The organism is Amycolatopsis sp. NPDC006131 (assembly GCF_040614175.1).
Classification (GTDB): domain Bacteria; phylum Actinomycetota; class Actinomycetes; order Mycobacteriales; family Pseudonocardiaceae; genus Amycolatopsis_E; species Amycolatopsis_E tucumanensis.
Window position 1 is genome coordinate 71,516 of record NZ_JBEXTX010000007.1, and the last position, 23,099, is coordinate 94,614.

Genomic DNA, 23,099 nt, shown 5'->3' on the forward strand with positions numbered 1-23,099 from the left:
CGGGACAGTCCCCGCCCCGGCGTCCGCGGCTCTGCTTCAATCCGGGAATGGATCTCGGGCTGGGCGGGAAGAAGGCCATCGTCACCGGCGGCAGCCGGGGCATCGGGTTCGCGGTCGCGCAGGCGCTGACCGCCGAGGGCGCCGACGTGGCGATCGTCGCCCGCGACGCGGGGGTACTCGCGGAAGCACGCGCCCGGATCGGCGGGAACACGCTGTCCGTGCCCGCGGACGTCACCGACGACGAGGCCGTGCGCGCCGCGGTCGCGCGCACCGTCGAGGAGTTCGGCGGGGTGGACGTCCTGGTCAACTCCGCGGCACAACCCGCCGACCCCACGAAACCCACCGCGCTCGCCGCTCTCGAGGACGACGACCTGCGGGCCGAGATCGAGACGAAGGTGCTCGGCTACCTCCGGTTCGCGCGCGCCGTCGCACCGCACATGGCCGAGCGCGGCTGGGGCCGGATCGTGAACGTCTCCGGCCTCAACGCGCGCCGCACCGGCAGCCCGTTCGGCTCGATCCGCAACGTGAGCGTGGCCGCCCTGACCAAGAACCTCGCCGACGAACTCGGCCCGCACGGGATCAACGTGACGGTCGTGCACCCCGGGCTGACCGTCACCGAACGCACCCCGGCGATGATCGAGGACGTCGCGCGCGCCCGTGGCGTGACCGCCGCGGAGGCCGAGGCACTGCTCGGGCGCGGCAGCGCGATCGGGCGGATGGTCACCGCGGCCGAGGTCGCCGACGTCGTCACGTTCCTCGCCTCCCCGCGCAGCGCGGCGATCACCGGCGACGCCATCCCGGCCGGCGGCGGCATGCCCGGCCCGATCTACTACTGAGACGCCCGGCCCAGCACCGCCCACCCGTGCGGCGGCAGCGTGGGCAGCGGCGCTTTCCCGTCCGGTGAGGACGAGTCGAGCACCCGCAGCCCGTCGATGTCCACCGGGAACCGGTACGCGTCGTCGCTGGTGTTCAGCAGCGTCAGGATCTCCTCGTCGCCGGAGCGGGAGCGGAACGCCATCGCCCGGTTGGTCAGGTGCTCGACCTCCGTCCGCGCCCGCACCAGCCACGCGTTCCGCCGCCGCAGCCCGATCAGCCGCTGGTGCAGGCGGTACACCGGCCAGCCGTAGGGCGCGAGCTGCCCCGCGTCGGCCGGGAACTCCGGGCGGATCTCGTCGTCGCCGCCCTCCCGTTCCTCCTTGACGCCGCGGAAGGCCTGCTCGTCGCCGTAGTAGACGCTGGGCACGCCGCCGACCGTGAACAGCACCGCCAGCGCGTGCGCCAGGTGCCGCTCGTCGGTCAGGCGGCTCGCCAGCCGCGTGACGTCGTGGTTGCCGACGAAGGTCTGCGGCACGAACGAGCCCATCAGCTCGTCGTGCCGCTTCAGCGCCCAGGACAGCTCGAAGAAGTTCCCGTCGTGCAGCGAGCTCCAGATCGCCTTCCACAGCTCGTACTGCGTCACCGTGTCCAGTCCGCCGCGCGCCACGTAGGAGGCGTAGTCGCCGTGCAGCACCTCGCCGGCGAACCACGCCTCCGGGTGCCGGCGCCGCACCCCGGGCAGCACCCGCGCCCAGAACTCCGGCCGCACCGCGTACGCCGCGTCCAGCCGCCAGCCGGACACGCCGCGGCCGAGCCAGTGGTCCAGCACCCGCGCCACGTAGTCCGCGACCGCCGGCTGGGCGTGGTCCAGCGCCACCAGGTGCGCGTGCCCCTCGAACACCGCGTGCTCCGCGCCCTCGCGGCGGAACCACTCCGGATGCCCGAAGGCGCGCGAAACGTGGTTGAAAACACCGTCCAGCACGATCCGCAGTCCGCGGCCGTGCGCGGCGGCGACCAGGCGGTCGAAATCGGCGTCGTCGCCCAGCCGCGGGTCGATCCGGAAGTGGTCGACCGTGTCGTAGCCGTGGGTCTCGGAGGCGAACACCGGCCCCAGCATCAGACCGGAACAGCCCAGTTCAACGGCGTAGTCGAGCCAGTTCTCCAGCCGCCGGAGCCGGTGCTGCGGCTCGCTGCCTGCCGGGAGCGCCCCGGCGGGCGCGCCGGTGAAGCCGAGCGGGTAGACGTGCCACCAGATCGCGTGATCGGCCCAGCGCCCCATGCGTTCTCCTCGTCTCGTCGTGTGGCGGCCCCCGGCCGGGACCGGGATCCTGAACGGGTGGAAACCGACCTGACCGCCCTCGCGCACGCTTACGGAGTGGCCACCCGGTACGAGAACGCCGAGCAACGCGAGGTCGAGGTCGAGCCGGACGTCGTCGTCGCCGTTCTCGCCCAGTTCGGGGTGGACGCCTCCGGGCCGGACGCGATCCGCCGCGAGCTGGCCGCGGTCCGCGAACGCCGGGCGGCCACGGTGCTGCCCCCGACGCTCGTGCTGCGAGAAGGTACCGAACACGACGCGGGCGGGCCCGCTGTCCTGCATTTGGAGGACGGCACCCGCCGGGAGATCGGCCGGATGCTTCCCGCCGATCTGCCGCTGGGCTGGCACCGCGTCGAGACCGCCGAGCAGGACGTGGTCCTCGCCGTCGTGCCGCACCGCCTGCCCGAGGTGCCCCCGGCCTGGGGCTGGATGCTGCAGCTCTACGCGCTGCGCTCGGAGCGGTCGTGGGGCGCCGGGGACTTCGGCGACCTGGCGGAGTTCGCCCGCCGCTCGGCCGCCGAGCTGGGCGCCGGCGTGCTGCTGGTCAACCCGGTGCAGGCGATCAGCCCGGTTCACCCGGTCGAGCGCTCGCCGTACTCGCCGGCGAGCCGCCGCTACGCCAACCCGCTCTACCTCCGGATCACCGACACGCCCGAGTTCGCGCGCGCGGACGACGACCTGCGTGCCCGGGTGCTGGCCCTGCGGCCGGACAACACGGACCTGATCGACTACGACGCGGTCTGGAGCGCCAAGCTGGCCGCGCTGGAACTGCTGTGGCCGCTGCACGAGCCGGCGCCGCTGGAGGACGCCGTGCACGACTTCGCGACCTTCTGCGCGCTGGCCGAACGGCACGGCCCGGACTGGCGCGAGTGGCCGGAGCCGCTGCGCGACCCGCACGGCCCGGAGGTCGCCGCCGCCCGCGCGGAGCTGGCCGACCGGATCGCCTTCCACGGCTGGCTGCAGCAGCTGTGCGAGGACCAGCTCGGCCGCGCCCGCGAGGCGGCCGCCGCCATGCCGGTGGGCATCGTGCACGACCTGCCGGTCGGCGTGCACCCGGGCGGCGCGGACACCTGGGCGCTGGGCGACGCGTTCGCCGCGCGGGTGACCGTGGGCGCGCCGCCGGACGCCTTCAGCCAGCAGGGCCAGGACTGGAACCTGCCGCCGTTCCGCCCGGACCGGCTCGCCGAACTCGGTTACGCGCCGTTCCGCGACGTGATCCGCGGCGTCCTGCGGCACGCCGACGGCATCCGGATCGACCACGTCGCCGGGTTGTGGCGGCTGTGGTGGATCCCGCCGGGCGAGCCGCCGTCGCGCGGCACCTACGTGCACTACGACGCCGAGGCGATGCTCGGCATCCTGGCGCTGGAGGCGCACCGCGCGGGAGCGGTCGTCGTGGGCGAGGACCTGGGCACGGTCGAGGCCGCGGTGACCAAGACCCTGCACGAGCGCGGGGTGCTCAGCTCCGCGGTGCTCTGGTTCCAGCGCGACTACGACTCGCCCGGCCACCCCTTCGTGCCGCCCGCGGAGTGGGACGCCGACGCGATGGCGAGCATCACCACGCACGACCTGCCGACCGTCGCCGGCTGGCTCGCCGGCGAGCACGTGCGGGTGCGGGCCGAACTGGGACTGCTCGACGGGCCCGCGGAGGAGGAACGAGCCGCCGCGGAGACCGAGCGCGCCGACCTGCTCGCGTTCGCGCGGGCGCAGGGCATCCCGGACGACGACCCGGTGGCGGCGTTGCACACCCTGCTCGCGTCGGCCGCGTCGCGGCTGCTGCTGACCGCGCCCGCCGACGTGGTCGGCGAGGTGCGGCAGCCCAACCTGCCCGGCACGACGGACGAGTACCCGAACTGGCGGATTCCCTTGCCCGTCACCGTGGAGGAGTTCTTCGCGGACGCACGACTGCGCCACTTCGTGAAGGAATTGCGCGCCGCGCGCCCGTTCACCGGGCGAAGTGCTTGAAGACCGCTAGATTGGGCACACGTCGGAACACGGCTCGCGAACGCAAAGAGGAGAACCTGTGCCGCCCTGGCCCGGATTGCCCTACCCGCTGGGTGCCACCTACGACGGTGTGGGCACCAACTTCGCCGTCTTCTCGGAAGTCGCGGATCACGTCGAGCTGTGCCTGGTCAACGAGGACGGCACCGAGGAGCGGCACCGCCTGACCGAGGTCGACGGTTTCGTCCACCACGGGTACCTGCTCGGCGTCGGCCCCGGCCAGCGCTACGGCTACCGCGTGCACGGCGAGTACGACCCGTCACGCGGCCTGCGCTGCAACCCGAACAAGCTGCTGATCGACCCGTACGCCAAGGCGATCGCCGGACACGTCGACTGGGACGAGGCGCTGTTCGCCTACCCGTTCGGTTCGCCGGACGAGCGCAACGACGCGGACTCCGCGGCGCACGTCCCGCACGCGGTGGTGGTCAACCCGTTCTTCGACTGGGGTGACGACCGGCCGCCGCGCACGCCGTACAACGAGACGGTGATCTACGAGGCGCACGTCCGCGGCCTCACGATGAACCACCCGGAGGTGCCCTCGCGGCTGCGCGGCACCTACGCCGGGCTCGCACACCCCGCGGTGATCGACCACCTCACGAAGCTCGGCGTCACGGCGATCGAACTGATGCCGGTGCACCAGTTCATCACCGACCACGGCCTGGCCGAGAAGGGCCTGCGCAACTACTGGGGCTACAACACGATCGGCTTCTTCGCCCCGCACGAGGGCTACGCGGCGCTGCCCGAGCAGGCCGGCCAGGTGCAGGAGTTCAAGGGCATGGTCAAGGCCCTGCACGAGGCAGGCATCGAGGTCATCCTCGACGTCGTCTACAACCACACCGCCGAGGGCAACCACCTCGGCCCGACGCTGTCCATGCGCGGCATCGACAACCAGGCCTACTACCGGCTGGTCGAGGACGAGCCGCAGTACTACATGGACTACACCGGCACCGGCAACTCGCTCAACGTGCGCAACCCGCACACGCTGCAGCTCATCATGGACTCGCTGCGGTACTGGGTCACCGAGATGCACGTCGACGGGTTCCGCTTCGACCTCGCGGCCACCCTGGCCCGCGAGTTCTACGACGTCGACCGGCTGTCCACGTTCTTCGACCTGGTGCAGCAGGACCCGACGGTGAGCCGGGTCAAGCTGATCGCCGAGCCGTGGGACGTCGGGCCGGGCGGCTACCAGGTCGGCAATTTCCCTCCACTGTGGACGGAGTGGAACGGCCAGTACCGGGACACCGTGCGGGACTTCTGGCGCGGCGAGCCCGCCACGCTCGGCGAGTTCGCCTCCCGGCTCACCGGATCGTCCGACCTGTACCAGGACGACGGCCGCCGCCCGTACGCCTCGATCAACTTCGTCACCGCGCACGACGGCTTCACGTTGCAGGACCTGGTGTCCTACAACAACAAGCACAACGAGGCCAACGGCGAGGACGGCCGGGACGGCGCCGACGACAACCGCTCGTGGAACTGCGGCGTCGAGGGCGAGACCGACGACGAAGAGGTGCTGGCGCTGCGGGCCAAGCAGCGCCGCAACATGCTCGCCACCCTGCTGCTGTCGCAGGGCGTGCCGATGCTGCTGCACGGCGACGAGATGGGCCGCACCCAGCAGGGCAACAACAACGTCTACTGCCAGGACAACGAGATCTCCTGGATGGACTGGTCGCTCGCCAAGGCCAACGCCGACCAGGTCGAGTTCACCGCCGCGCTGACCGCGTTCCGCAAGAAGCACCCGGTGTTCCGGCGCCGCCGCTTCTTCGCCGGGAAGCCGATCGGCAAGGGCGAGGAGCTGCGCGACATCGCCTGGTTCACGCCCTCCGGCGAGGAGATGAAGGAGCAGAACTGGGACGACGGCTTCGGCAAGGCCATCGTCGCGTTCCTCAACGGCGAGGGCATCAACGACCTCGACCCGCGCGGCATGAAGGTCACCGACGACTCGTTCCTGCTGGCGTTCAACGCGCACTACGAGGACATCGAACTGACCCTGCCGAACGCCGACTACGGCGCGGGCTGGGCGGTGGTGGTCGACACCGAGGCCGGGACGGTCGCGGAGGAGCCGGGTGAGCCGGTGGCCGCCGGCGGCACGATGAACCTGCCCGCTCGTTCGCTCGTGGTGCTGCAGCGGGTGGACGCATGAGACCCTCCGCCACCTACCGGGTCCAGCTGCGCCCGGAGTTCACCTTCGCCGACGCCGCCGACCGCATCCCGTACCTGCGCAAGCTCGGCGTCGGCGCGCTGTACGCCTCCCCGGTGCTGGACGCGACGCCGGGGTCCACCCACGGCTATGACGTGGTCGACCCGACGCGGGCGCGGCCGGAGCTGGGCGGCGAGGACGCGCGGCGGGAGCTGGCGAAGCGGCTGCGGGACGCGGGGCTCGGGTTCGTCGTGGACATCGTGCCCAACCACATGGCGGTCGAGGTCGCGAAGGCGAACCCGTGGTGGTGGGACGTGCTGCGGAACGGCCCCGGCTCGGCGCACGCCGACTACTTCGACATCGACTGGCGGCGCGGCAAGGTGCTGCTGCCCGTCCTCGGCGACGATGCCGACGTGGCGGAGCTGCGGGTCGACGGCGACGAACTCGTCTACTACGAGCACCGGTTCCCGATCGCGCCGGGCACCGGCGAGGGCAGCCCGCAGGAGGTGCACGCGCGGCAGCACTACGAGCTGGTGGGCTGGCGGCGGGGCAACGCGGAGCTGAACTACCGCCGCTTCTTCGACATCACCACGCTCGCCGCGGTGCGGGTCGAGCTGCCCGACGTCTTCCACGCCACCCACGGCGAGGTGCTGCGCTGGGTCGCCGAGGGCGACGTCACCGGCCTGCGCGTGGACCACCCGGACGGCCTGGCCGACCCCGGCGGCTACATGCGGATGTTGCGCGCCGGCGCGCCGGAGGCGTGGCTCGTGGTGGAGAAGATCCTGCACCCGGGCGAGGACCTGCCGCAGAGCTGGCCGGTCGACGGCACCACCGGCTATGACGCGCTGCGCGAGATCACCGGGCTGTTCGTCGACCCGGCGGGCGAGGCGCCGCTGACCGAGCTGGCGCGGTCGCTGGGCCAGCCGGTGGACTACCACGAGGTCGAGGACAGGGCCCGGCGGCTGGTGACCGACCGCATCCTGGTGGCCGAGGTGCGCCGGATCGCCGCGCTGGTGCGCGGCGTGGAGCCGGAGGCGGCGCAGGGAGCGGTGGCCGAGACGATGGTCGCGTTCCCGGTGTACCGGTCCTACCTGCCCGAGGGCGAGGCGCACTGGGCGGCCGCGATCGCCGCTGCCCGCGCGGCGCGCCCCGACCTGTCCGAGGCGATCGACGCGCTGGACTTCCAGGTGCGGGAGGACCCGCACGGCGAGCTGGCCACCCGCATCCAGCAGACCTCCGGGATGGTGGTCGCCAAGGGCACCGAGGACACCACCTTCTACCGCTACACGCGCTTCGCCGCGCTCAACGAGGTCGGCGGCTCCCCCAACGACTTCGGCGCCTCCGTGGACGCCTTCCACGCGATGGCCGCCGCCCGCGAGGCGGGCTGGCCCGCGGCGATGACCACCCTGACCACGCACGACACCAAGCGGTCCGAGGACGTGCGGGCGCGGCTGGCGGTGCTGTCGGAGGTGCCCGGCGAGTTCGCCGACGCGGTCCGGCGGTGGACCGGACGGCGCGGCATCGACGAGCCGTCGCTGAACCTGCTGGCCTGGCAGACGCTGGTGGGCGCCTGGCCGATCACGCCGGAGCGGCTGCGGGACTACCTGGACAAGGCGGCCAAGGAGAGCAAGCTCCGCACCACCTGGACCGACCACGACGAGGAGTTCGAGAAAGCGGTCGCGGCGTGGCCGGACGAGGTCCTCGGCGACGCGGACCTGGCGGCCGAGGTCGAGTCGTTCGTGGCGCGGGTGCGTGAACCGGGGTGGTCGAACTCCTTGGCGCAGAAGCTGATCCAGCTCACCGCGCCCGGCGTGCCGGACGTCTACCAGGGCACCGAGCTGTGGGACTTCTCGCTGGTCGACCCGGACAACCGGCGGCCGGTCGACTACGCGCTGCGGGCCGCGCTGCTGGAGGAGATCGAGGGCGGGTGGCTGCCGCCGGTCGACTCCTCCGGCGCGGCGAAGCTGCTCGTCGTGCACCGGGCGCTGACCCTGCGCCGGGACTCCCCCGAGCTGTTCACCGGCTACCGCCGCCTACACGCCGAGGGCCCGGCCGCGGCGCACGTGGTCGCCTTCGAGCGCACCGGGTTGATCACGGTGGCCACCCGGCTGCCCGTCGGGCTGGCCGAGAGCGGCGGCTGGCGCGGCACGGTGCTGCCGCTGCCCGCCGGTGAGTGGACGGACGCGATCACCGGCGCGGCGGTCACCGGCGAGCTGTCGGAAATGCTCGCGCGTTATCCGGTCGCGTTGCTGGTGCGAGGAGAGTCATGACCTTCCGGGTGTGGGCGCCCGCCGTCTCGCGAGTGCGCGTGCGCACCGGCGGCGCCGATCACGAGATGACGGCCGGTGGCGGCGGCTGGTGGTTCTCCGACGTGCCCGCGCCGCCGGGCGCCGACTACGCGTTCGTGCTCGACGACGACGAGAAGGCGCTTCCCGATCCGCGGTCGTCGTGGCAGCCCCAGGGCGTGCACGGGCCGTCGCGGATCTACGACCACTCCGCGTTCGACTGGACCGACGGGTCGTGGACCGGGCGGGCGCTGCCCGGCGGCGTGATCTACGAGCTGCACGTCGGCACGTTCACCCCGGAGGGCACCTTCGACGCCGCGATCGGGCGGCTGGACCACCTCGTCGACCTCGGCGTCACGTTCGTCGAGGTGCTGCCGGTCAACTCGTTCGACGGCACCGACGGCTGGGGCTACGACGGTGTGCTGTGGGGCGCGGCGCACGAGCCCTACGGCGGGCCCGACGGGTTCAAGCGGTTCGTCGACGCCTGCCACGCGCGCGGCCTGGCCGTGGTGCTCGACGTCGTCTACAACCACCTCGGGCCGTCCGGGGCGTACCTGGACCGGTTCGGTCCGTACTTCGCAGGCAGCAACGACTGGGGTCCAGGCCTCAATCTGGACGGCGAGGGCTCCGACGAGGTCCGCCGGTACGTGCTGGACAACGCGCTCGGCTGGCTGCGCGACTTCCACGTCGACGCGTTGCGGCTGGACGCGGTGCACGCGCTGAGCGACCGGCGGGCCACGCACCTGCTGGAGGAGCTGGCGGTGGAGGTGGAGGCGCTGTCGGCGGCGGTGCGGCGGCCGCTGACGCTGATCGCCGAGTCCGACCTCAACGACCCGCGGCTGGTCACCGCGCGCGGGGGCGGCGGGTACGGGCTGCACGCCCAGTGGTGCGACGACCTGCACCACGCGCTGCACGTGACGCTGTCCGGGGAGACCAGCGGGTACTACGCCGACTTCGGCGCGGCCGGGGCGCTGGAGAAGACGCTGCGGCAGGCGTTCTTCCACGCCGGCACGTGGTCGTCGTTCCGGGAGCGGACGCACGGGCGGCCGGTCGACACGCGGACGGTGCCCGGGCACCGGTTCCTGATCTACCTGCAGAACCACGACCAGATCGGCAACCGGGCCACCGGCGACCGGCTGTCCGCTTCGGTGCCGCTCGGGCGCCTGGCCTGCGGCGCGGCGATCGTGTTCTGCTCGCCGTACACGCCGATGGTGTTCATGGGCGAGGAGTGGGCGGCGCGCACGCCGTGGCAGTTCTTCGCGTCGTTCCCGGACCCGGAGCTGGCCGAGGCCGTCCGGACGGGCCGCCGCCGCGAGTTCGCCCGCCACGGCTGGGGCGAGGCCGAGGTGCCGGACCCGATGGACCCGGCGACGGTGGAGCGCTCGCGGCTGGACTGGTCCGAACCGGGCAAGGAGGGGCACCGCGAGGTACTCGACCTGTACCGGTCGCTGATCGCGTTGCGCCGGTCCCGGCCGGAGCTGGCGGACCCCTGGCTGGACCGGTTCGAGGTCCGCGCGGACGGCCCGCTCCTGGTGCTCGACCGCGGCGCCCTGCGGCTGGTGTGCAACTTCGGCCCCGAGGCCGCCGACCTGGGCGAACCGGCGGGCCAGGTGCTGCTCTCGTGGGGCGACGCCACGGCCACCCACCTGCCCCCGGACACGTTCGTCCTGATCGACACGCTCGGCTGATCACGCCAGGTCACCGACCGCCCGCGGGCTTGCCCGACCGCCACCGCCCGGCGGTGACCAAACCCGCACCGCCCCGCGCGGTCAGCCCACCGCCCTGCCATCCATCCCCGCCGAAGGGGCTGCCGGCCTGGGCGAACCCGCCGACCCGCCACACCCGGTCACCACCCACCCGGCCGCCCCACCTACCGACCACCATCCGCCCGCACAGAAGGCACCGACGTGCGCTGACAAACCCCACACCCCCCGCACCCCACCTGATCAACACTCTGCGGCGGTGACCAAACCCTCACCACCCCCGCGACCAGCCCCACCTACCCGCCACCCATCCCCCCGCGCAGAAGCCACCGACCTGCGCGAACCAACCCTCGTCCCCTTGCCGCGGCCACCCGCCGTCACTACCGGCTCCGGCACCCCCACCTGATCAACACCGTTCGGCGGTGACGAAACTGTCGGGGGGTGCTGGGAGAATCGGGGCATGGCCATCCGACCTGCCACCGACAACCTCGTCCTCGCCGGGCGCCCCTTCCCCTTGGGCGCGCACCCGGAGGGCGGGGGCGTCCGGTTCGCCGTCACCTCGACCGTCGCCGACGCCGTCGAGGTGTGCCTGATCAGCGAGGACGGCTCCGAACGCCGGGTCGAGCTCACCGAGCGCACCTTCGGCGTGTGGCACGGCCTGGTGCCCGGCGTGACGTCGGGCCAGAAGTACGGCTACCGCGTGCACGGCCCGTACGACCCGTCGCGCGGCCTGCGCTGCAACCCGGACAAGATCCTCGTCGACCCGTACGCCACCCGCATCACCGGCGCCCTCACCGACCTGACCGCCGCGCTCGGCCACGCGGGCGACCCGATGCACCACCGGCGCTCCAAGGTCGACTCGCTGGGCAGCGTGCCGCTGTCGGTGGTCACCTCGCACGGCGGCCCGGACACGGGCGTGAAGCCCGAGGTGCCGTTCGAGGAGTCGGTCATCTACGAGATGCACGTGAAGGGCTTCACGCAGCGCAACCCGGAGATCCCGGCGAACCTGCGCGGCACCTACCTGGGCCTGGCGCACCCGGCGGCGATCGAGCACCTGGTGCGGCTCGGGGTGACCGCGGTGGAGCTGCTGCCGGTGCACTGGTTCACCGAGGAGCCCTACCTGGTGCGCACCGGGCGGAAGAACTACTGGGGGTACTCGCCGTTGGGGTACTTCGCGCCGCACGCCGGGTACGCGAGCGAGCCGGGGCGCGAGGTCGCCGAGTTCCGCACCATGGTCGCCGCCCTGCACGCGGCCAACATCGAGGTCATTCTCGACGTGGTCTTCAACCACACCTGCGAGGGCGGCCTGGACGGGCCCACCCTGTCCTTCCGCGGGCTGGACGCCCCGGCCTACTACCTGCACGCCGGCCGCGGCAACGTCATCGACCTGACCGGCTGCGGCAACACGCTGGAGCCGCGTTCGCCGACGGTGATCCGGCTGGTCACCGACTCGCTGCGGTACTGGGCGACCGAGATGGGTGTCGACGGGTTCCGGTTCGACCTGGCCAGTACGCTCGGGCGGCCCGGCGGCGGCGCGTTCGACCGCGACTCGGCGCTGCTCACCGCGATCACCACCGACCCGGTGCTGTCCCGGTGCAAGCTGATCGCCGAGCCGTGGGACGTGACCGGCCACGGCTACCGCGTCGGCGACTTCGGGGCGCAGTGGGCGGAGTGGAACGGCCGCTACCGGGACACGGTGCGCGACTTCTGGCGCGGCGCGGTGGGCGTGGACGACCTGGCGTTCCGGCTGTCCGGGTCGTCGGACCTGTACGACCACAACCTGCGCCGCCCGTGGCAGTCGGTCAACTTCATCACCGCTCACGACGGCTTCACGCTGCGGGACCTGGTGTCCTACAACGAAAAGCACAACGAGGCCAACGGCGAGGACAACCGCGACGGGACGAACGACAACCGCTCGTGGAACCACGGCGCCGAGGGCGAGACCGACGATCCGGAGATCCGGCAGCTGCGGGCCAGGCAGGCGCGCAACCTGCTCGCGACGCTGCTGTTGTCGACGGGCACCCCGATGCTCGTCGCGGGTGACGAGCTGTGGCGCACCCAGGGCGGCAACAACAACGCGTACTGCCTGGACGACGAGACGTCGTGGCTGGACTGGTCCGGCGACCCGGACGCGACCGCGATGCTGGCCTTCACGCGACGGCTGGTGCACCTGCGGGCCGCGAGCCCCGCCCTCAGGCAGCCCGAGTTCTTCGAAGGCCGCACGACGCCCACTGGGCGGCCCGACCTGATCTGGTTCCGCCCCGACGGCGAGGAGATGACGGAGGAGGACTGGTTCGACGGCGGCCGCCGCACGCTGATGATGTGGATCGACGGGTCGAACAGCCAGTCCCGCACCCGTGAGGGCGAACTGATCGCCGACCACTCGTGGCTGCTGATCCTCCACTCCGGCGACGAGCCCGTGAAGGTCACCCTGCCCGGCCCGGAGTTCGGCGCGACCCTGAAGCCGACCCTGGACACCACGACACCGGACGGCAGCCCAGCCACCCCGGGTGCCCTCACGCCCGGCAGCAGGCTGACCCTGCCCGCGAGGGCGCTGCTGCTGCTCCGCGCCCCCCGCGACATCACGCCGAGGTAGACCGGCCGAGCGCTGTCACAGAGGTGGAGCACCGTGCGGCAGGAGCACGCCGCGCGGCGACACGTGTGGCGGCAGGTGGCACCGCGAACGCCAGCGCCGCGCTCCCCTCTTGCGGGCGCGGCGCCACAGGCGGTGCAGGCGAGGCGAGCACCATCCGCCCACGCCGGAGCGTGACCACCCCGGCAACCACCGCCCGATCCCCCTTCCCCACCAACCAGCACCACCCGCACCCCTCCACGCCCACCGGAACAGACCAGCGCCCCCAGGGTTACCGACGGGTACGACGGGGCACCCCGATCCCAGGCGTGGCAAGCCCTTCCGAGCTGACGCCCGTTGGTGTTACCCGACTTGCCTGAACGCCGTTGAGGGGTCGAAAGTGCGCGTGGAAGGCGCCGAAGCGAACCACGCCGTGACGCGTGGGTTACCAGTCGATGACCACACTGGACACACGTGGCCCGCCGACGGAGAGTGACACCCGAGGCGGTAGTTTGCGCACGTTCGCAGCTGGGTACCTCCTTCCGAAGACCTGTACGTCCCCACCGGGCCGTCGGGTGGGGCTGCATATTCGACAACAACGGTGAGAGGGGCGCTGCCGATGACCGGCCGGCTCGGCATCGACGACGTGACCCCAGCGGTCAGCTGTGGCCACTACCCGGCGAAAGCGGTGGTGGGGGAACACGTTCCGATCTCGGCGACGGTCTGGCGGGAGGGTCACGACGCGGTCGCCGCCACGGTGTCCTGGCGCGGCCCGCACGACCGGATCTCCCGCCGCACCCGGATGACCGAGCAGGGCACTGGTCTGGACCGCTTCGGCGCGGTCATCGTCCCGGACGCCGAGGGCCTGTGGACCTTCCGCGTCGACGCCTGGAGCGACCCCTGGTCGACCTGGAAGCACGCCGTCAAGGTCAAGGTGGCCGCCGGGCAGGACGCCACCGAGCTGGCCAACGACCTGGAGACCGGCGCCCGCCTGCTGGACCGCGTCTCCCGCCGCCCGGACCGCCGCCGCGAGCGCGCCCTGCTCACCAGCGCCGCGCACGCCCTGCGCGACACCGACCGCTACCTCGCCGAGCGCGTCGGCCCCGCGCTGTCGGTCGACGTGGACCGGATCATGCACGAGTACCCGGTGCGCGAGCTGGTCACCAAGGGCAAGCCGATGCGCATCTGGGTCGACCGGGAACGCGCCGCGTTCGGGTCCTGGTACGAGTTCTTCCCCCGCTCCACCGGCGGCTGGGACGAGCAAGGCCGTCCCGTGCACGGCACCTTCCAGACCGCGGCCAAGGCCCTGGACCGCATCGCGCGCATGGGTTTCGACGTCGTCTACCTGCCGCCGATCCACCCCATCGGCCGCGTGAACCGCAAGGGGCGCAACAACACCCTCACCCCGGACGAGACCGACGTCGGCTCGCCGTGGGCCATCGGATCCGACGAGGGTGGCCACGACGCGGTCCACCCGCAGCTGGGCACCATCGACGACTTCGACGACTTCGTCGCCCGCGCCACCGAGCTGGGCCTGGAGGTCGCCCTCGACCTGGCGCTGCAGGCCGCCCCGGACCATCCGTGGGTGCTGAAGAACCCGGAGTTCTTCACCACGCGCCCGGACGGCAGCATCGCCTACGCCGAGAACCCGCCGAAGAAGTACCAGGACATCTACCCGATCAACTTCGACAACGACCCCGAGGGCATCTACGCCGAGGTGCTGCGTGTGGTGCTGCACTGGGTTTCGCACGGGGTCCGCATCTTCCGGGTCGACAACCCGCACACCAAGCCGCCGGACTTCTGGGCCTGGCTGATCAAGACCGTGAAGGACGCGCACCCGGACGTGCTGTTCCTGTCCGAGGCCTTCACGCGCCCGGCCCGCCTGTGGGGCCTGGCCAAGCTCGGCTTCACCCAGTCCTACACCTACTTCACCTGGCGCACGACGAAGGAGGAGCTGACCGAGTTCGGTGTCGACCTGGTCGAGCACTGGGACGTCGGCAGGCCGAACCTGTTCGTCAACACGCCGGACATCCTGCACGAGTCGCTGCAGAAGGGCGGCCCGGCCATGTTCGCGCTGCGCGCCGCGCTCGCCGCGACCCTGTCGCCGACCTGGGGCGTCTACTCCGGTTACGAGCTGTACGAGCACGAGCCGGTGCGCGAGGGCAGCGAGGAGTACCTCAACTCGGAGAAGTACGAGCTGCGCCCGCGCGACTTCGACCAGGCGCTGGCGGAGGGCCGCTCGCTGGAGCCGTGGCTGACGAAGCTCAACTCGGTGCGCCGCGCCCACCCCGCGCTGCAGCAGATGCGCACGCTGCGGTTCCACCACGTGGACAACCCGGCGCTGCTGGCGTATTCCAAGCAGGATCCGGCGACGGGCGACACCGTCGTCGTGGTGGTGACCCTGGATCCGCACCAGGCCCAGGAGGGGACCCTCTGGCTCGACCTGGCCGCGCTCGGTTTCGACTGGCACGAGCGGCTGATCGCGCACGACGAGGTCACCGGCGAGACCTGGGACTGGGGCCAGGCGAACTACGTGCGGCTCGAACCCTGGCGTTCGGTCGCGCACGTCGTCGGCCTCCAGCGGCGCCTGGCCGGCCGCGACTGATCCGGCCCCGACACAACACGGTTTTTCCACGGAGAACCCCGCGCACCGACCGGCGCCGGGGTAGTCGAACGCACCCGGATGAGGTGGGGAGAGGTGGAGTTCATGGACGAAGACGCCCGGCCCGACGCGGCGCTCGGTCTGGAGGGCATCCCGCACACCGGTGAGGCGATGACCCCCGACGGGATGCTCGTCGAGCCGCAGGCCGACGACTTCAAGCACGCGAAACAGGCCCCGGACAACCCGCACTGGTACAAGAGCGCTGTCTTCTACGAGGTGCTGGTGCGCGCGTTCGCCGACTCCAACGGCGACGGCACCGGCGACCTGCGCGGCCTGGCCGGCCGTCTCGACTACCTGGAGTGGCTCGGCGTCGACTGCCTCTGGCTGCCGCCCTTCTACGCCTCGCCGCTGCGCGACGGCGGGTACGACATCAGCGACTTCCGCGCGGTGCTGCCGGAGTTCGGCACGGTCGAGGACTTCGTCTACCTCCTCGACGAGGCCCACCGGCGCGGTATCCGCGTGATCACCGACCTCGTCCTCAACCACACCTCGGACGTGCACCCGTGGTTCCAGCAGTCGCGGTCCGACCCCGACGGGCCCTACGGCGACTACTACGTCTGGAGCGACGACGACTCGCGCTACGCCGACGCGCGCATCATCTTCGTGGACACGGAAACGTCGAACTGGACGTACGACCCGGTGCGCGGCCAGTTCTACTGGCACCGCTTCTTCTCCCACCAGCCCGACCTCAACTACGAGAACCCGGACGTGCAGGAGGCCATGCTCGACGTCCTGCGGTTCTGGCTGGACCTGGGCATCGACGGCTTCCGCCTGGACGCGGTCCCCTACCTGTTCGAACAGGAGGGCACCAACTGCGAGAACCTGCCGCGCACGCACGAGTTCCTCAAGCGCTGCCGCAAGGTCGTCGACGACGAGTACCCGGGCCGGGTCCTGCTGGCCGAGGCGAACCAGTGGCCCTCCGACGTGGTCGAGTACTTCGGCGACCCGGCCACCGGCGGCGACGAGTGCCACATGGCGTTCCACTTCCCGTTGATGCCGCGCATCTTCATGGCCGTGCGCCGGGAGTCCCGCTTCCCGATCTCGGAGATCCTGGCCCAGACGCCGAAGATCCCGGACGGCGCGCAGTGGGGCATCTTCCTGCGCAACCACGACGAGCTGACGCTGGAGATGGTCAGCGACGAAGAGCGCGACTACATGTACGCGGAGTACGCCAAGGACCCGCGGATGAAGGCGAACATCGGCATCCGCCGCCGCCTGGCGCCGCTGCTGGAGAACGACCGCAACCAGCTCGAGTTGTTCACGGCTTTGCTGCTTTCGCTGCCCGGGTCACCCGTTCTGTACTACGGTGACGAGATCGGAATGGGCGACAACATCTGGCTGGGTGACCGCGACGCGGTGCGCACACCCATGCAGTGGACGCCCGATCGCAACGCCGGTTTCTCGGGTTGCGACCCGGGCCGGATCTACCTGCCGGTCATCATGGACCCGGTCTACGGGTACCAGGCGATCAACGTCGAGGCCCAGCGGGACAGCGCGTCGTCGCTGCTCAACTGGACGCGGCGGATGATCGAGGTCCGCAAGCAGCACCACGCGTTCGCCGAAGGCGACTTCGTCGAGCTCGGCGGGTCCAACCCGAGCGTGCTGGCCTACAAGCGGACCTGGATCCGGCCGGACGGGCGGCTCGACATCGTCCTGTGTGTGAACAATCTGTCGCGATTCCCGCAACCGGTCGAGCTGGACCTGTCGGAGCATCACGGTTACACGCCCCTGGAGCTCACCGGCGGTGTTCAGTTCCCCGACATCGGGGAACTGCCTTATCTGCTGACGTTGCCGGGGCACGGCTTCTACTGGTTCCAGCTGCTGGACGCGGACGCGAAGGCGAGGCGAGGTGAGTGACTTGACCGATCCCCGTGAGCTGGTCGGCGCGCTGGTGACCGAACTGCCGGAGTGGCTGCCCACGCAGCGGTGGTTCGCCGGGAAGGACCGCCCGATCACCGCGGTGCGCCCGCTGAGCACGACGGTCCTGATGCCGGGCGACCCGCTCCTGCTCCACCTCGTCGTCGAGGTGGAGCAGGACGACCGGCGCGAGCCGTACCAGCTCCTCATCGGGAGCCAGGCCCACCTGCCGGAGTACCTCGGGTCGAGCTGGATCGGCACCGAGAAGGGCCTGCCCTGCTACGAGGCCACCGGCGACGCCGACCTGACGAGCAAGCTGCTCGACCTGATCGCCGGGGACGCGCGGATCGGCTCGCTGCGGTTCGAGCGCGAACCGGGCACCGAGCTGCGGAGCGGGTTGCGGGCCCGGCCGGTGGGCGCGGAGCAGAGCAACACCTCGCTCGTGTTCGGTCACCACTACATCCTCAAGCTGTTCCGCAAGCTCACCCCGGGCGAGAACCCGGACCTGCGCCTGCACCGGGCGCTGCACGACGTGGGCAGCAAGCACATCGCCGACCTGCTCGGCTCGATCACCGGCGAACTCGACGGGGAGCCGGTCACGATCGGGATGCTGCAGAAGTTCGTGTCCGACGCGGTGGACGGCTGGGCCATGGCCACCACCAGCGTCCGCGACCTCATGGCCGATCCCGAGCTGCCCCCCGACGAGGTGGGCGGCGATTTCGCCGGGGAGGCGCAGCGGCTCGGCCAGGCTGTCGCCTCCGTGCACAGCGACCTGCGGCGGGCCCTCGGCGACGAGATCGCCGACGAGGGCGAGTTCGACCGCACGGTCAAGGCGATGCGGGATCGACTGGACACCGTCAGCCGCGCGGTGCCGCAACTGGCCGAGCACGCCCCGGCGCTGCGCGCCGCCTTCGAGAAGCTGCGGGAGGCGCGCGGACCGGTGTCCATGCAGTACATCCACGGTGACCTGCACCTGGGACAGGTGCTGCGCTGCGTCACCGGGTGGCTGCTGATCGACTTCGAGGGCGAGCCGGCCGCGCCGGCGGCCGAACGGGTGGCGCTGCGCTCGCCGCTGCGGGACGTCGCCGGGATGCTGCGCTCGTTCGACTACGCGGCGCACCAGATGCTGATCGGCCACGACGAGGACGATCCGCGGCTCACCGAGCGGGCGCTGGAGTGGGCGCGGCGCAACCGGTCGGCCTTCTGCGACGGCTACGCCAAGGCGGCGCCGGAGACGGTGGGCGACCCGCGGGCGCACGGCGACCTGCTGCGCGCGTTCGAGCTCGACAAGGCCGTCTACGAGGTGGCCTACGAACACGCCAACCGGCCGGAATGGCTGACCGTGCCGTTGGCATCCATCGCACGGATCACCGCAGGAGGCGAACAACCGTGAACGCGGTCCCAGCCGAACTGCCCGAGGCGGCCCCGCCGCCCGGCGACATCGACCGGCTGCTGGCCGGCTCGCACCACGACCCGCACTCGGTCCTCGGTGTGCACACCGTGGGCGACGCGGTGGTGGTGCGGGCGCTGCGGCCGGGTGCGCGCCGGGTGAGCGTGGTCGCCGCCGACCACAAGTTCGACCTGGAACGGGTCGTGGACGGCCTGTTCGCCGGAACGGTGCCCGAGCACCCCGGCGACTACCGGCTGGAGGTCGACTACGACGGGCAGGTGTGCACGCTCGACGACCCGTACCGGTGGCTGCCCACGGTGGGCGAGCTGGACCAGCACCTGATCGGCGAGGGCAGGCACGAGCGGCTGTGGGACGTGCTGGGCGCGCACCCCCGGTCCTACGAGACGCCGATCGGGGTCGTCACCGGCACGTCGTTCGCGGTGTGGGCGCCGACCGCGCGGGGGGTGCGGGTGATCGGCGACTTCAACGGGTGGGACGGCCGGTCGCACCCGATGCGCTCGCTCGGCTCGTCCGGGGTGTGGGAGGTGTTCATCCCGGGCGTGGAGATCGGCACGCACTACAAGTTCCGCGTCCTCGGCGCCGACGGGCAGTGGCACGAGAAGGCCGACCCGATGGCGTTCGCGACGGAGAAACCGCCCGCGACCGCGTCGGTGGTCACCGCGTCGGCCTACGAGTGGTCCGACGAGGAGTGGCTGGCCAAGCGCAACGCCACCAACTGGGCGAACGCGCCGATGAGCGTCTACGAGGTGCACCTCGGTTCGTGGCGGCCCGGGCTGGGCTACCGCGAGCTGGCCGAGGAACTGGCCGACTACGTGCAGGACATGGGTTTCACGCACGTCGAGCTGCTGCCGATCGCCGAGCACCCGTTCGGCGGGTCGTGGGGCTACCAGGTCACCTCCTACTACGCGCCGACCGCGCGGTTCGGCCACCCGGACGACTTCCGGTACTTCGTGGACCGGCTGCACCAGCGCGGCATCGGCGTGATCGTGGACTGGGTGCCCGCCCACTTCCCCAAGGACAACTGGGCGCTGGCGCGCTTCGACGGCACCCCGCTGTACGAGCACGCCGACCCGCGCCGCGGCGAGCAGCTGGACTGGGGCACGTACGTGTTCGACTTCGGCCGCAACGAGGTGCGCAACTTCCTGGTCGCGAACGCGCTGTTCTGGCTGGAGGAGTACCACCTGGACGGTCTGCGCGTGGACGCGGTGGCCTCGATGCTGTACCTGGACTACTCGCGGCCGGAGGGCCAGTGGGTGCCCAACCAGTACGGCGGCCGGGAGAACCTGGACGCGGTGCGGTTCCTGCAGGAGCTGAACGCGACCGTCTACAAGCGACACCCGGGCGCGGTGATGATCGCCGAGGAGTCGACGGCGTGGCCGGGCGTGACGCGGCCGACGCACCTGGGCGGGCTCGGGTTCGGGTTCAAGTGGAACATGGGCTGGATGCACGACACGCTGCACTACCTGGCGCACGATCCGGTGCACCGGTCCTACCACCACAACGAGATGACGTTCTCGCTGGTGTACGCGTGGAGCGAGAACTTCGTGCTGCCGCTGTCGCACGACGAGGTCGTGCACGGCAAGGGCTCGCTGTGGGGCCGCATGCCCGGCGACGACTGGAACAAGGCCGCCGGCGTGCGGTCGCTGCTGGCGTTCATGTGGGCGCACCCGGGCAAGCAGCTGCTGTTCATGGGCGGCGAGTTCGGGCAGGAGCAGGAGTGGTCGGAGGAGCGGTCGCTGGACTGGCACCTGCTGGAACAGCCGCTGCACGGCGGGATCCAGAAGCTGATGCGGGACCTGAACGCCGCGTACACGTCGTCGCCGGCGTTGTTCAGCGCGGACACCACACCGGAGGGCTTCGCCTGGATCGACGCGAACGACTCGGGCGGCAACGTGCTGAGCTTCCTGCGCATCGGCGAGGACGGCTCGCGGCTGGCGTGCGTGGCGAACTTCGCCGGGATGCCGCACCACGACTACCGGGTCGGGTTGCCCGCGGCGGGCCGGTGGCGCGAGGTGGTGAACACCGACGCCGAGATCTACGGCGGCTCCGGGGTGGGCAACTACGGCGCGGTCGAGGCCGAACTGGAGCCGTGGCACGGACAGCCGGCGTCGGCGGTGCTGCAGCTGCCGCCGTCCGGAGTGCTCTGGCTCGCGCCGGAGGAGTGATCGTCGCCACCAGCACTAATGGCACGGGGTGCCACTCCTGCGGGAGTGGCACCCCGTGCCGTTTCAGTCGGCGGAGCGCAGCGCCTGGCTGATCTGGCGGACCACTTCGGACAGCGGGGCGGAGGTCTTGAGCACGGCGACCACCGACTCGTCGTCGCGGTCCGCGCGCGGGGCGGCGGTGTCCGCGAAGGCGTCGATCACCAGCGCGAACGCCTCCTTCGCGTGCGCGTGGGCGTCCTCGGCGCCGCCGCTGCGCAGCCACCGGCGCAGGACGTGGTTGTGGGCCGCCGCGACCGCCGCCGCGGCGACCGAGCCGCGCAGGTCCCACAGCGGGTCGCCGGCCGCCTGGAACCGCGCGCGCAGGAAGGTCGCGAGCACACGCTGGTAGCGGTCGACGCTCGCGACCTCCTTGTCCCGCAACGAAGGCACGGTGCGGGTGAGGGCGAAGCGCTTCACCGAGACGTCCGGGTCGGCGAGGTAGGAGTCGAGCACCAGCCCGACGCCGGCGCACGCCACTTCGAGAGGGTTCTGCCGCTCGTCCGCGGTGGCGAAGAGCTGCTCGATGCGGCCGAGGACCTCCTCGTGGTTCGGGAAGATCGCGTCCTCCTTCGACCGGAAGTACCGGAAGAAGGTGCGACGGCCGACACCGGCGGCCGAGGCGATCTCGTCGACCGTGGTGGCGTCGTACCCCTGCTCGGAGAACTTCTCGATCGCCGCCACGGTGAGGGCGTGCCGCAGCCGCCTGCGCCCCGCGGTGGTCCTGCCCACCCGCGGTCGCGGCGCGGACCGGGACTCGTCGGACATGAGGACGAAACTAACAGGCCGGTCTTGCTAAGGGCACGCAGTGCCATTAGCATCACAGTCATCCACCGCCGACTCGGGCACTGCCGCTCTGGTGCCCCGCCTCACCGGGAAGGGGGCTCGTCATGAGCGTCGATCACGATCTGGGCACCAAGCGTCCGGCCAGCACGCCCGTGGACTACCGCCGCACGTTCGGCTGGCCGGTCCACTGGCAGAACGGCACCCTCAACTTCGTGATCGGGGCGGGCATCGGCGCGGTCGCCGTGCCGCGGGCCCGGGCCGAGCAGGTGCTGGAGAACCTGGCGCGCCAGGGCTGCCGCGGGCCCGCGCTGAGCGTGCCCACCAAGCACGGTTCGGTGGTCATCTTCCTGGTCGAGGCCGACATCCTGGGCAGCGACGCCGAGTTCCTCCCCCGCGACGTGCGGGTGCTGACGGCGGGCACCTCCATCCCGATGCCGGGCACCCACGGCCCCGCCGACCTCGCGCGGTGGATCGTGCCGCCGGACCCGCAGCAGCGCTGGCTGCCGAGCCTGACGGCGGTGCTGGCCGCGATCCGCTCGGCGGGCCGCTACCGCTGAGGCCCGTAAGCGGATTCCGGCCGCAGCGGGCTGTTCCTATCGCTTGGGCACGAGCGCTTCCCCGACGCGGAAACAGCGCCGCCGAGCGGGGGCGGCGCTGGCCGCCCCCGCTGCGTGAGCCACTACCGCTGAGCCTGTAAGCGTTTTCCAGCCGCAGGGGGCTGTTCCCCAATCGCTCAGGTACGAGCGCTTCCTCCGCGCGGAGGCAGCACCGCCGCGCAGCGCGGCGCTGGCGCCGTTCGCTCAGTGGGCCGCTGCCGCTGAGGCCAGTAGGCCCTTTCCGGCCGCGGCGGGCTGTTTCCTATCACTGAGGCGTGCGCGCTTCCCGGGCAGGAAGGCATCGCCGCCGCGGCGCGGCGCTGCCGACACGCACCCGGAGCGTCCTGAGCGGCGCGGTATAGATCGTTATACGCTCGGCCACCACGGCCCGAGGGCAGCGGCCGGGCCGTCCCCCTCGCCCGGGCGGCCGTCCGCGCGTCAGCGGATGCGCATGCGCGCCACGTGCTCGTCCCGGAGGACGAACTCGAACGTGCCGGGTCCGTTGAATCCGTTGCCGCTCACCTGGAGCGTCACCGTCGTCGTGTCGCCGGTCGTCCGGGCGTCCCGCACCTCGAAGTGCGCCTGCACGCCGATGTTCTCGCGGTCGTTCCAGCCCGCGATCTCGGCGCGGCCGGTGAAGGTGCGGCCCCAGTCGTCGACCTGGCCGTCCTCGGTGAAGGCGTCCACGAACGCTTCGCTGTCACCACGGTTGGTGGCGTCGAACACCTGCTGGACGGCGGGCGGCAGCTCGGTCATCACG

14 protein-coding genes are annotated in these 23,099 nt (G+C 71.8%); 11 read left to right on the forward strand and 3 right to left on the reverse strand.

Annotation, left to right across the window (positions count from 1 at the left end):
- Positions 1-47: 47 nt before the first annotated feature.
- Positions 48-836: an SDR family oxidoreductase gene (locus ABZ215_RS06665; RefSeq protein ID WP_354948252.1), complete on the forward strand. Its 789-nt coding sequence runs from the start codon at positions 48-50 to the stop codon at positions 834-836.
- Here the strand turns inward: ABZ215_RS06665 and ABZ215_RS06670 are convergent.
- Entirely contained in the window at positions 830-2,095 is a 1,266-nt protein-coding gene (locus tag ABZ215_RS06670) for an alpha-amylase family protein (protein WP_354948254.1), read from the reverse strand. The two genes, ABZ215_RS06665 and ABZ215_RS06670, sit on opposite strands and share 7 nt — an antisense overlap.
- A gap of 57 nt (positions 2,096-2,152) precedes the next feature.
- On the opposite strand from ABZ215_RS06670, the gene malQ reads away from it, so the two are divergent.
- From malQ to glgB, 9 genes are all read left to right on the forward strand, one after another.
- Complete coding sequence (gene malQ / locus ABZ215_RS06675) at positions 2,153-4,093, forward strand: 4-alpha-glucanotransferase (protein WP_354948256.1); 1,941 nt, start codon at positions 2,153-2,155, stop codon at positions 4,091-4,093.
- Positions 4,094-4,151: 58 nt separating this feature from the next.
- Complete coding sequence (glgX, locus tag ABZ215_RS06680) at positions 4,152-6,269, forward strand: glycogen debranching protein GlgX (RefSeq protein WP_027936239.1); 2,118 nt, start codon at positions 4,152-4,154, stop codon at positions 6,267-6,269.
- A complete protein-coding gene (gene treY, locus ABZ215_RS06685) occupies positions 6,266-8,536 on the forward strand; it encodes a malto-oligosyltrehalose synthase (protein WP_354712851.1) in 2,271 nt (756 codons plus the stop codon). The genes glgX (ABZ215_RS06680) and treY overlap by 4 nt, the downstream gene beginning before the upstream one ends.
- Positions 8,533-10,239 carry a malto-oligosyltrehalose trehalohydrolase gene (treZ, locus tag ABZ215_RS06690; RefSeq protein ID WP_354948258.1) on the forward strand — a complete coding sequence of 569 codons (1,707 nt, stop codon included), beginning with the start codon at positions 8,533-8,535 and terminating at the stop codon, positions 10,237-10,239. Before treY ends, treZ begins: the two co-directional genes overlap by 4 nt.
- 475 nt (positions 10,240-10,714) lie before the next feature.
- Positions 10,715-12,850, forward strand: a complete 2,136-nt coding sequence (glgX, locus tag ABZ215_RS06695) for a glycogen debranching protein GlgX (protein ID WP_237337865.1) — start codon at positions 10,715-10,717, stop codon at positions 12,848-12,850.
- A 595-nt stretch (positions 12,851-13,445) separates the two neighbouring features.
- Entirely contained in the window at positions 13,446-15,431 is a 1,986-nt protein-coding gene (locus ABZ215_RS06700) for a maltotransferase domain-containing protein (protein ID WP_354948261.1), read from the forward strand.
- 102 nt (positions 15,432-15,533) lie between these two features.
- Positions 15,534-17,345: a maltose alpha-D-glucosyltransferase gene (gene treS, locus ABZ215_RS06705; RefSeq protein WP_027936240.1), complete on the forward strand. Its 1,812-nt coding sequence runs from the start codon at positions 15,534-15,536 to the stop codon at positions 17,343-17,345.
- Between the two features lies 1 nt (position 17,346).
- Positions 17,347-18,738: an aminoglycoside phosphotransferase gene (locus tag ABZ215_RS06710; protein ID WP_354712848.1), complete on the forward strand. Its 1,392-nt coding sequence runs from the start codon at positions 17,347-17,349 to the stop codon at positions 18,736-18,738.
- Positions 18,735-20,921 (forward strand): 1,4-alpha-glucan branching protein GlgB, encoded by a 2,187-nt coding sequence (gene glgB, locus ABZ215_RS06715; protein ID WP_354948263.1) that lies wholly within the window; start codon positions 18,735-18,737, stop codon positions 20,919-20,921. The genes ABZ215_RS06710 and glgB overlap by 4 nt, the downstream gene beginning before the upstream one ends.
- A 63-nt stretch (positions 20,922-20,984) precedes the next feature.
- Here glgB and ABZ215_RS06720 read toward each other — a convergent pair whose 3' ends face one another.
- Complete coding sequence (locus tag ABZ215_RS06720) at positions 20,985-21,725, reverse strand: TetR family transcriptional regulator (protein WP_027936241.1); 741 nt, start codon at positions 21,723-21,725, stop codon at positions 20,985-20,987.
- A 122-nt stretch (positions 21,726-21,847) separates the two neighbouring features.
- On the opposite strand from ABZ215_RS06720, the gene ABZ215_RS06725 reads away from it, so the two are divergent.
- Positions 21,848-22,300, forward strand: coding sequence for a hypothetical protein (locus tag ABZ215_RS06725; RefSeq protein WP_237337868.1), 453 nt, complete (start codon positions 21,848-21,850; stop codon positions 22,298-22,300).
- A gap of 477 nt (positions 22,301-22,777) precedes the next feature.
- On the opposite strand, the gene ABZ215_RS06730 is transcribed toward ABZ215_RS06725, so the two are convergent.
- On the reverse strand, positions 22,778-23,095 hold the full coding sequence (locus tag ABZ215_RS06730) for a nuclear transport factor 2 family protein (RefSeq protein WP_354948267.1): 318 nt from the start codon (positions 23,093-23,095) through the stop codon (positions 22,778-22,780).
- Positions 23,096-23,099: the final 4 nt, after the last annotated feature.

What these genes read in the sequence shown, in the direction of transcription:
- ABZ215_RS06670 (WP_354948254.1), bottom strand. Translation starts at nt 2,095, where the DNA reads ATGGGGCGCTGGGCCGATCACGCGATCTGGTGGCACGTCTACCCGCTC.
- ABZ215_RS06665 (WP_354948252.1), top strand. Translation starts at nt 48, where the DNA reads ATGGATCTCGGGCTGGGCGGGAAGAAGGCCATCGTCACCGGCGGCAGC.
- ABZ215_RS06725 (WP_237337868.1), top strand. Translation starts at nt 21,848, where the DNA reads ATGAGCGTCGATCACGATCTGGGCACCAAGCGTCCGGCCAGCACGCCC.
- treY (WP_354712851.1), top strand. Translation starts at nt 6,266, where the DNA reads ATGAGACCCTCCGCCACCTACCGGGTCCAGCTGCGCCCGGAGTTCACC.
- treS (WP_027936240.1), top strand. Translation starts at nt 15,534, where the DNA reads ATGGACGAAGACGCCCGGCCCGACGCGGCGCTCGGTCTGGAGGGCATC.
- ABZ215_RS06700 (WP_354948261.1), top strand. Translation starts at nt 13,446, where the DNA reads ATGACCGGCCGGCTCGGCATCGACGACGTGACCCCAGCGGTCAGCTGT.
- glgX (WP_237337865.1), top strand. Translation starts at nt 10,715, where the DNA reads ATGGCCATCCGACCTGCCACCGACAACCTCGTCCTCGCCGGGCGCCCC.
- ABZ215_RS06720 (WP_027936241.1), bottom strand. Translation starts at nt 21,725, where the DNA reads ATGTCCGACGAGTCCCGGTCCGCGCCGCGACCGCGGGTGGGCAGGACC.
- treZ (WP_354948258.1), top strand. Translation starts at nt 8,533, where the DNA reads ATGACCTTCCGGGTGTGGGCGCCCGCCGTCTCGCGAGTGCGCGTGCGC.
- ABZ215_RS06730 (WP_354948267.1), bottom strand. Translation starts at nt 23,095, where the DNA reads ATGACCGAGCTGCCGCCCGCCGTCCAGCAGGTGTTCGACGCCACCAAC.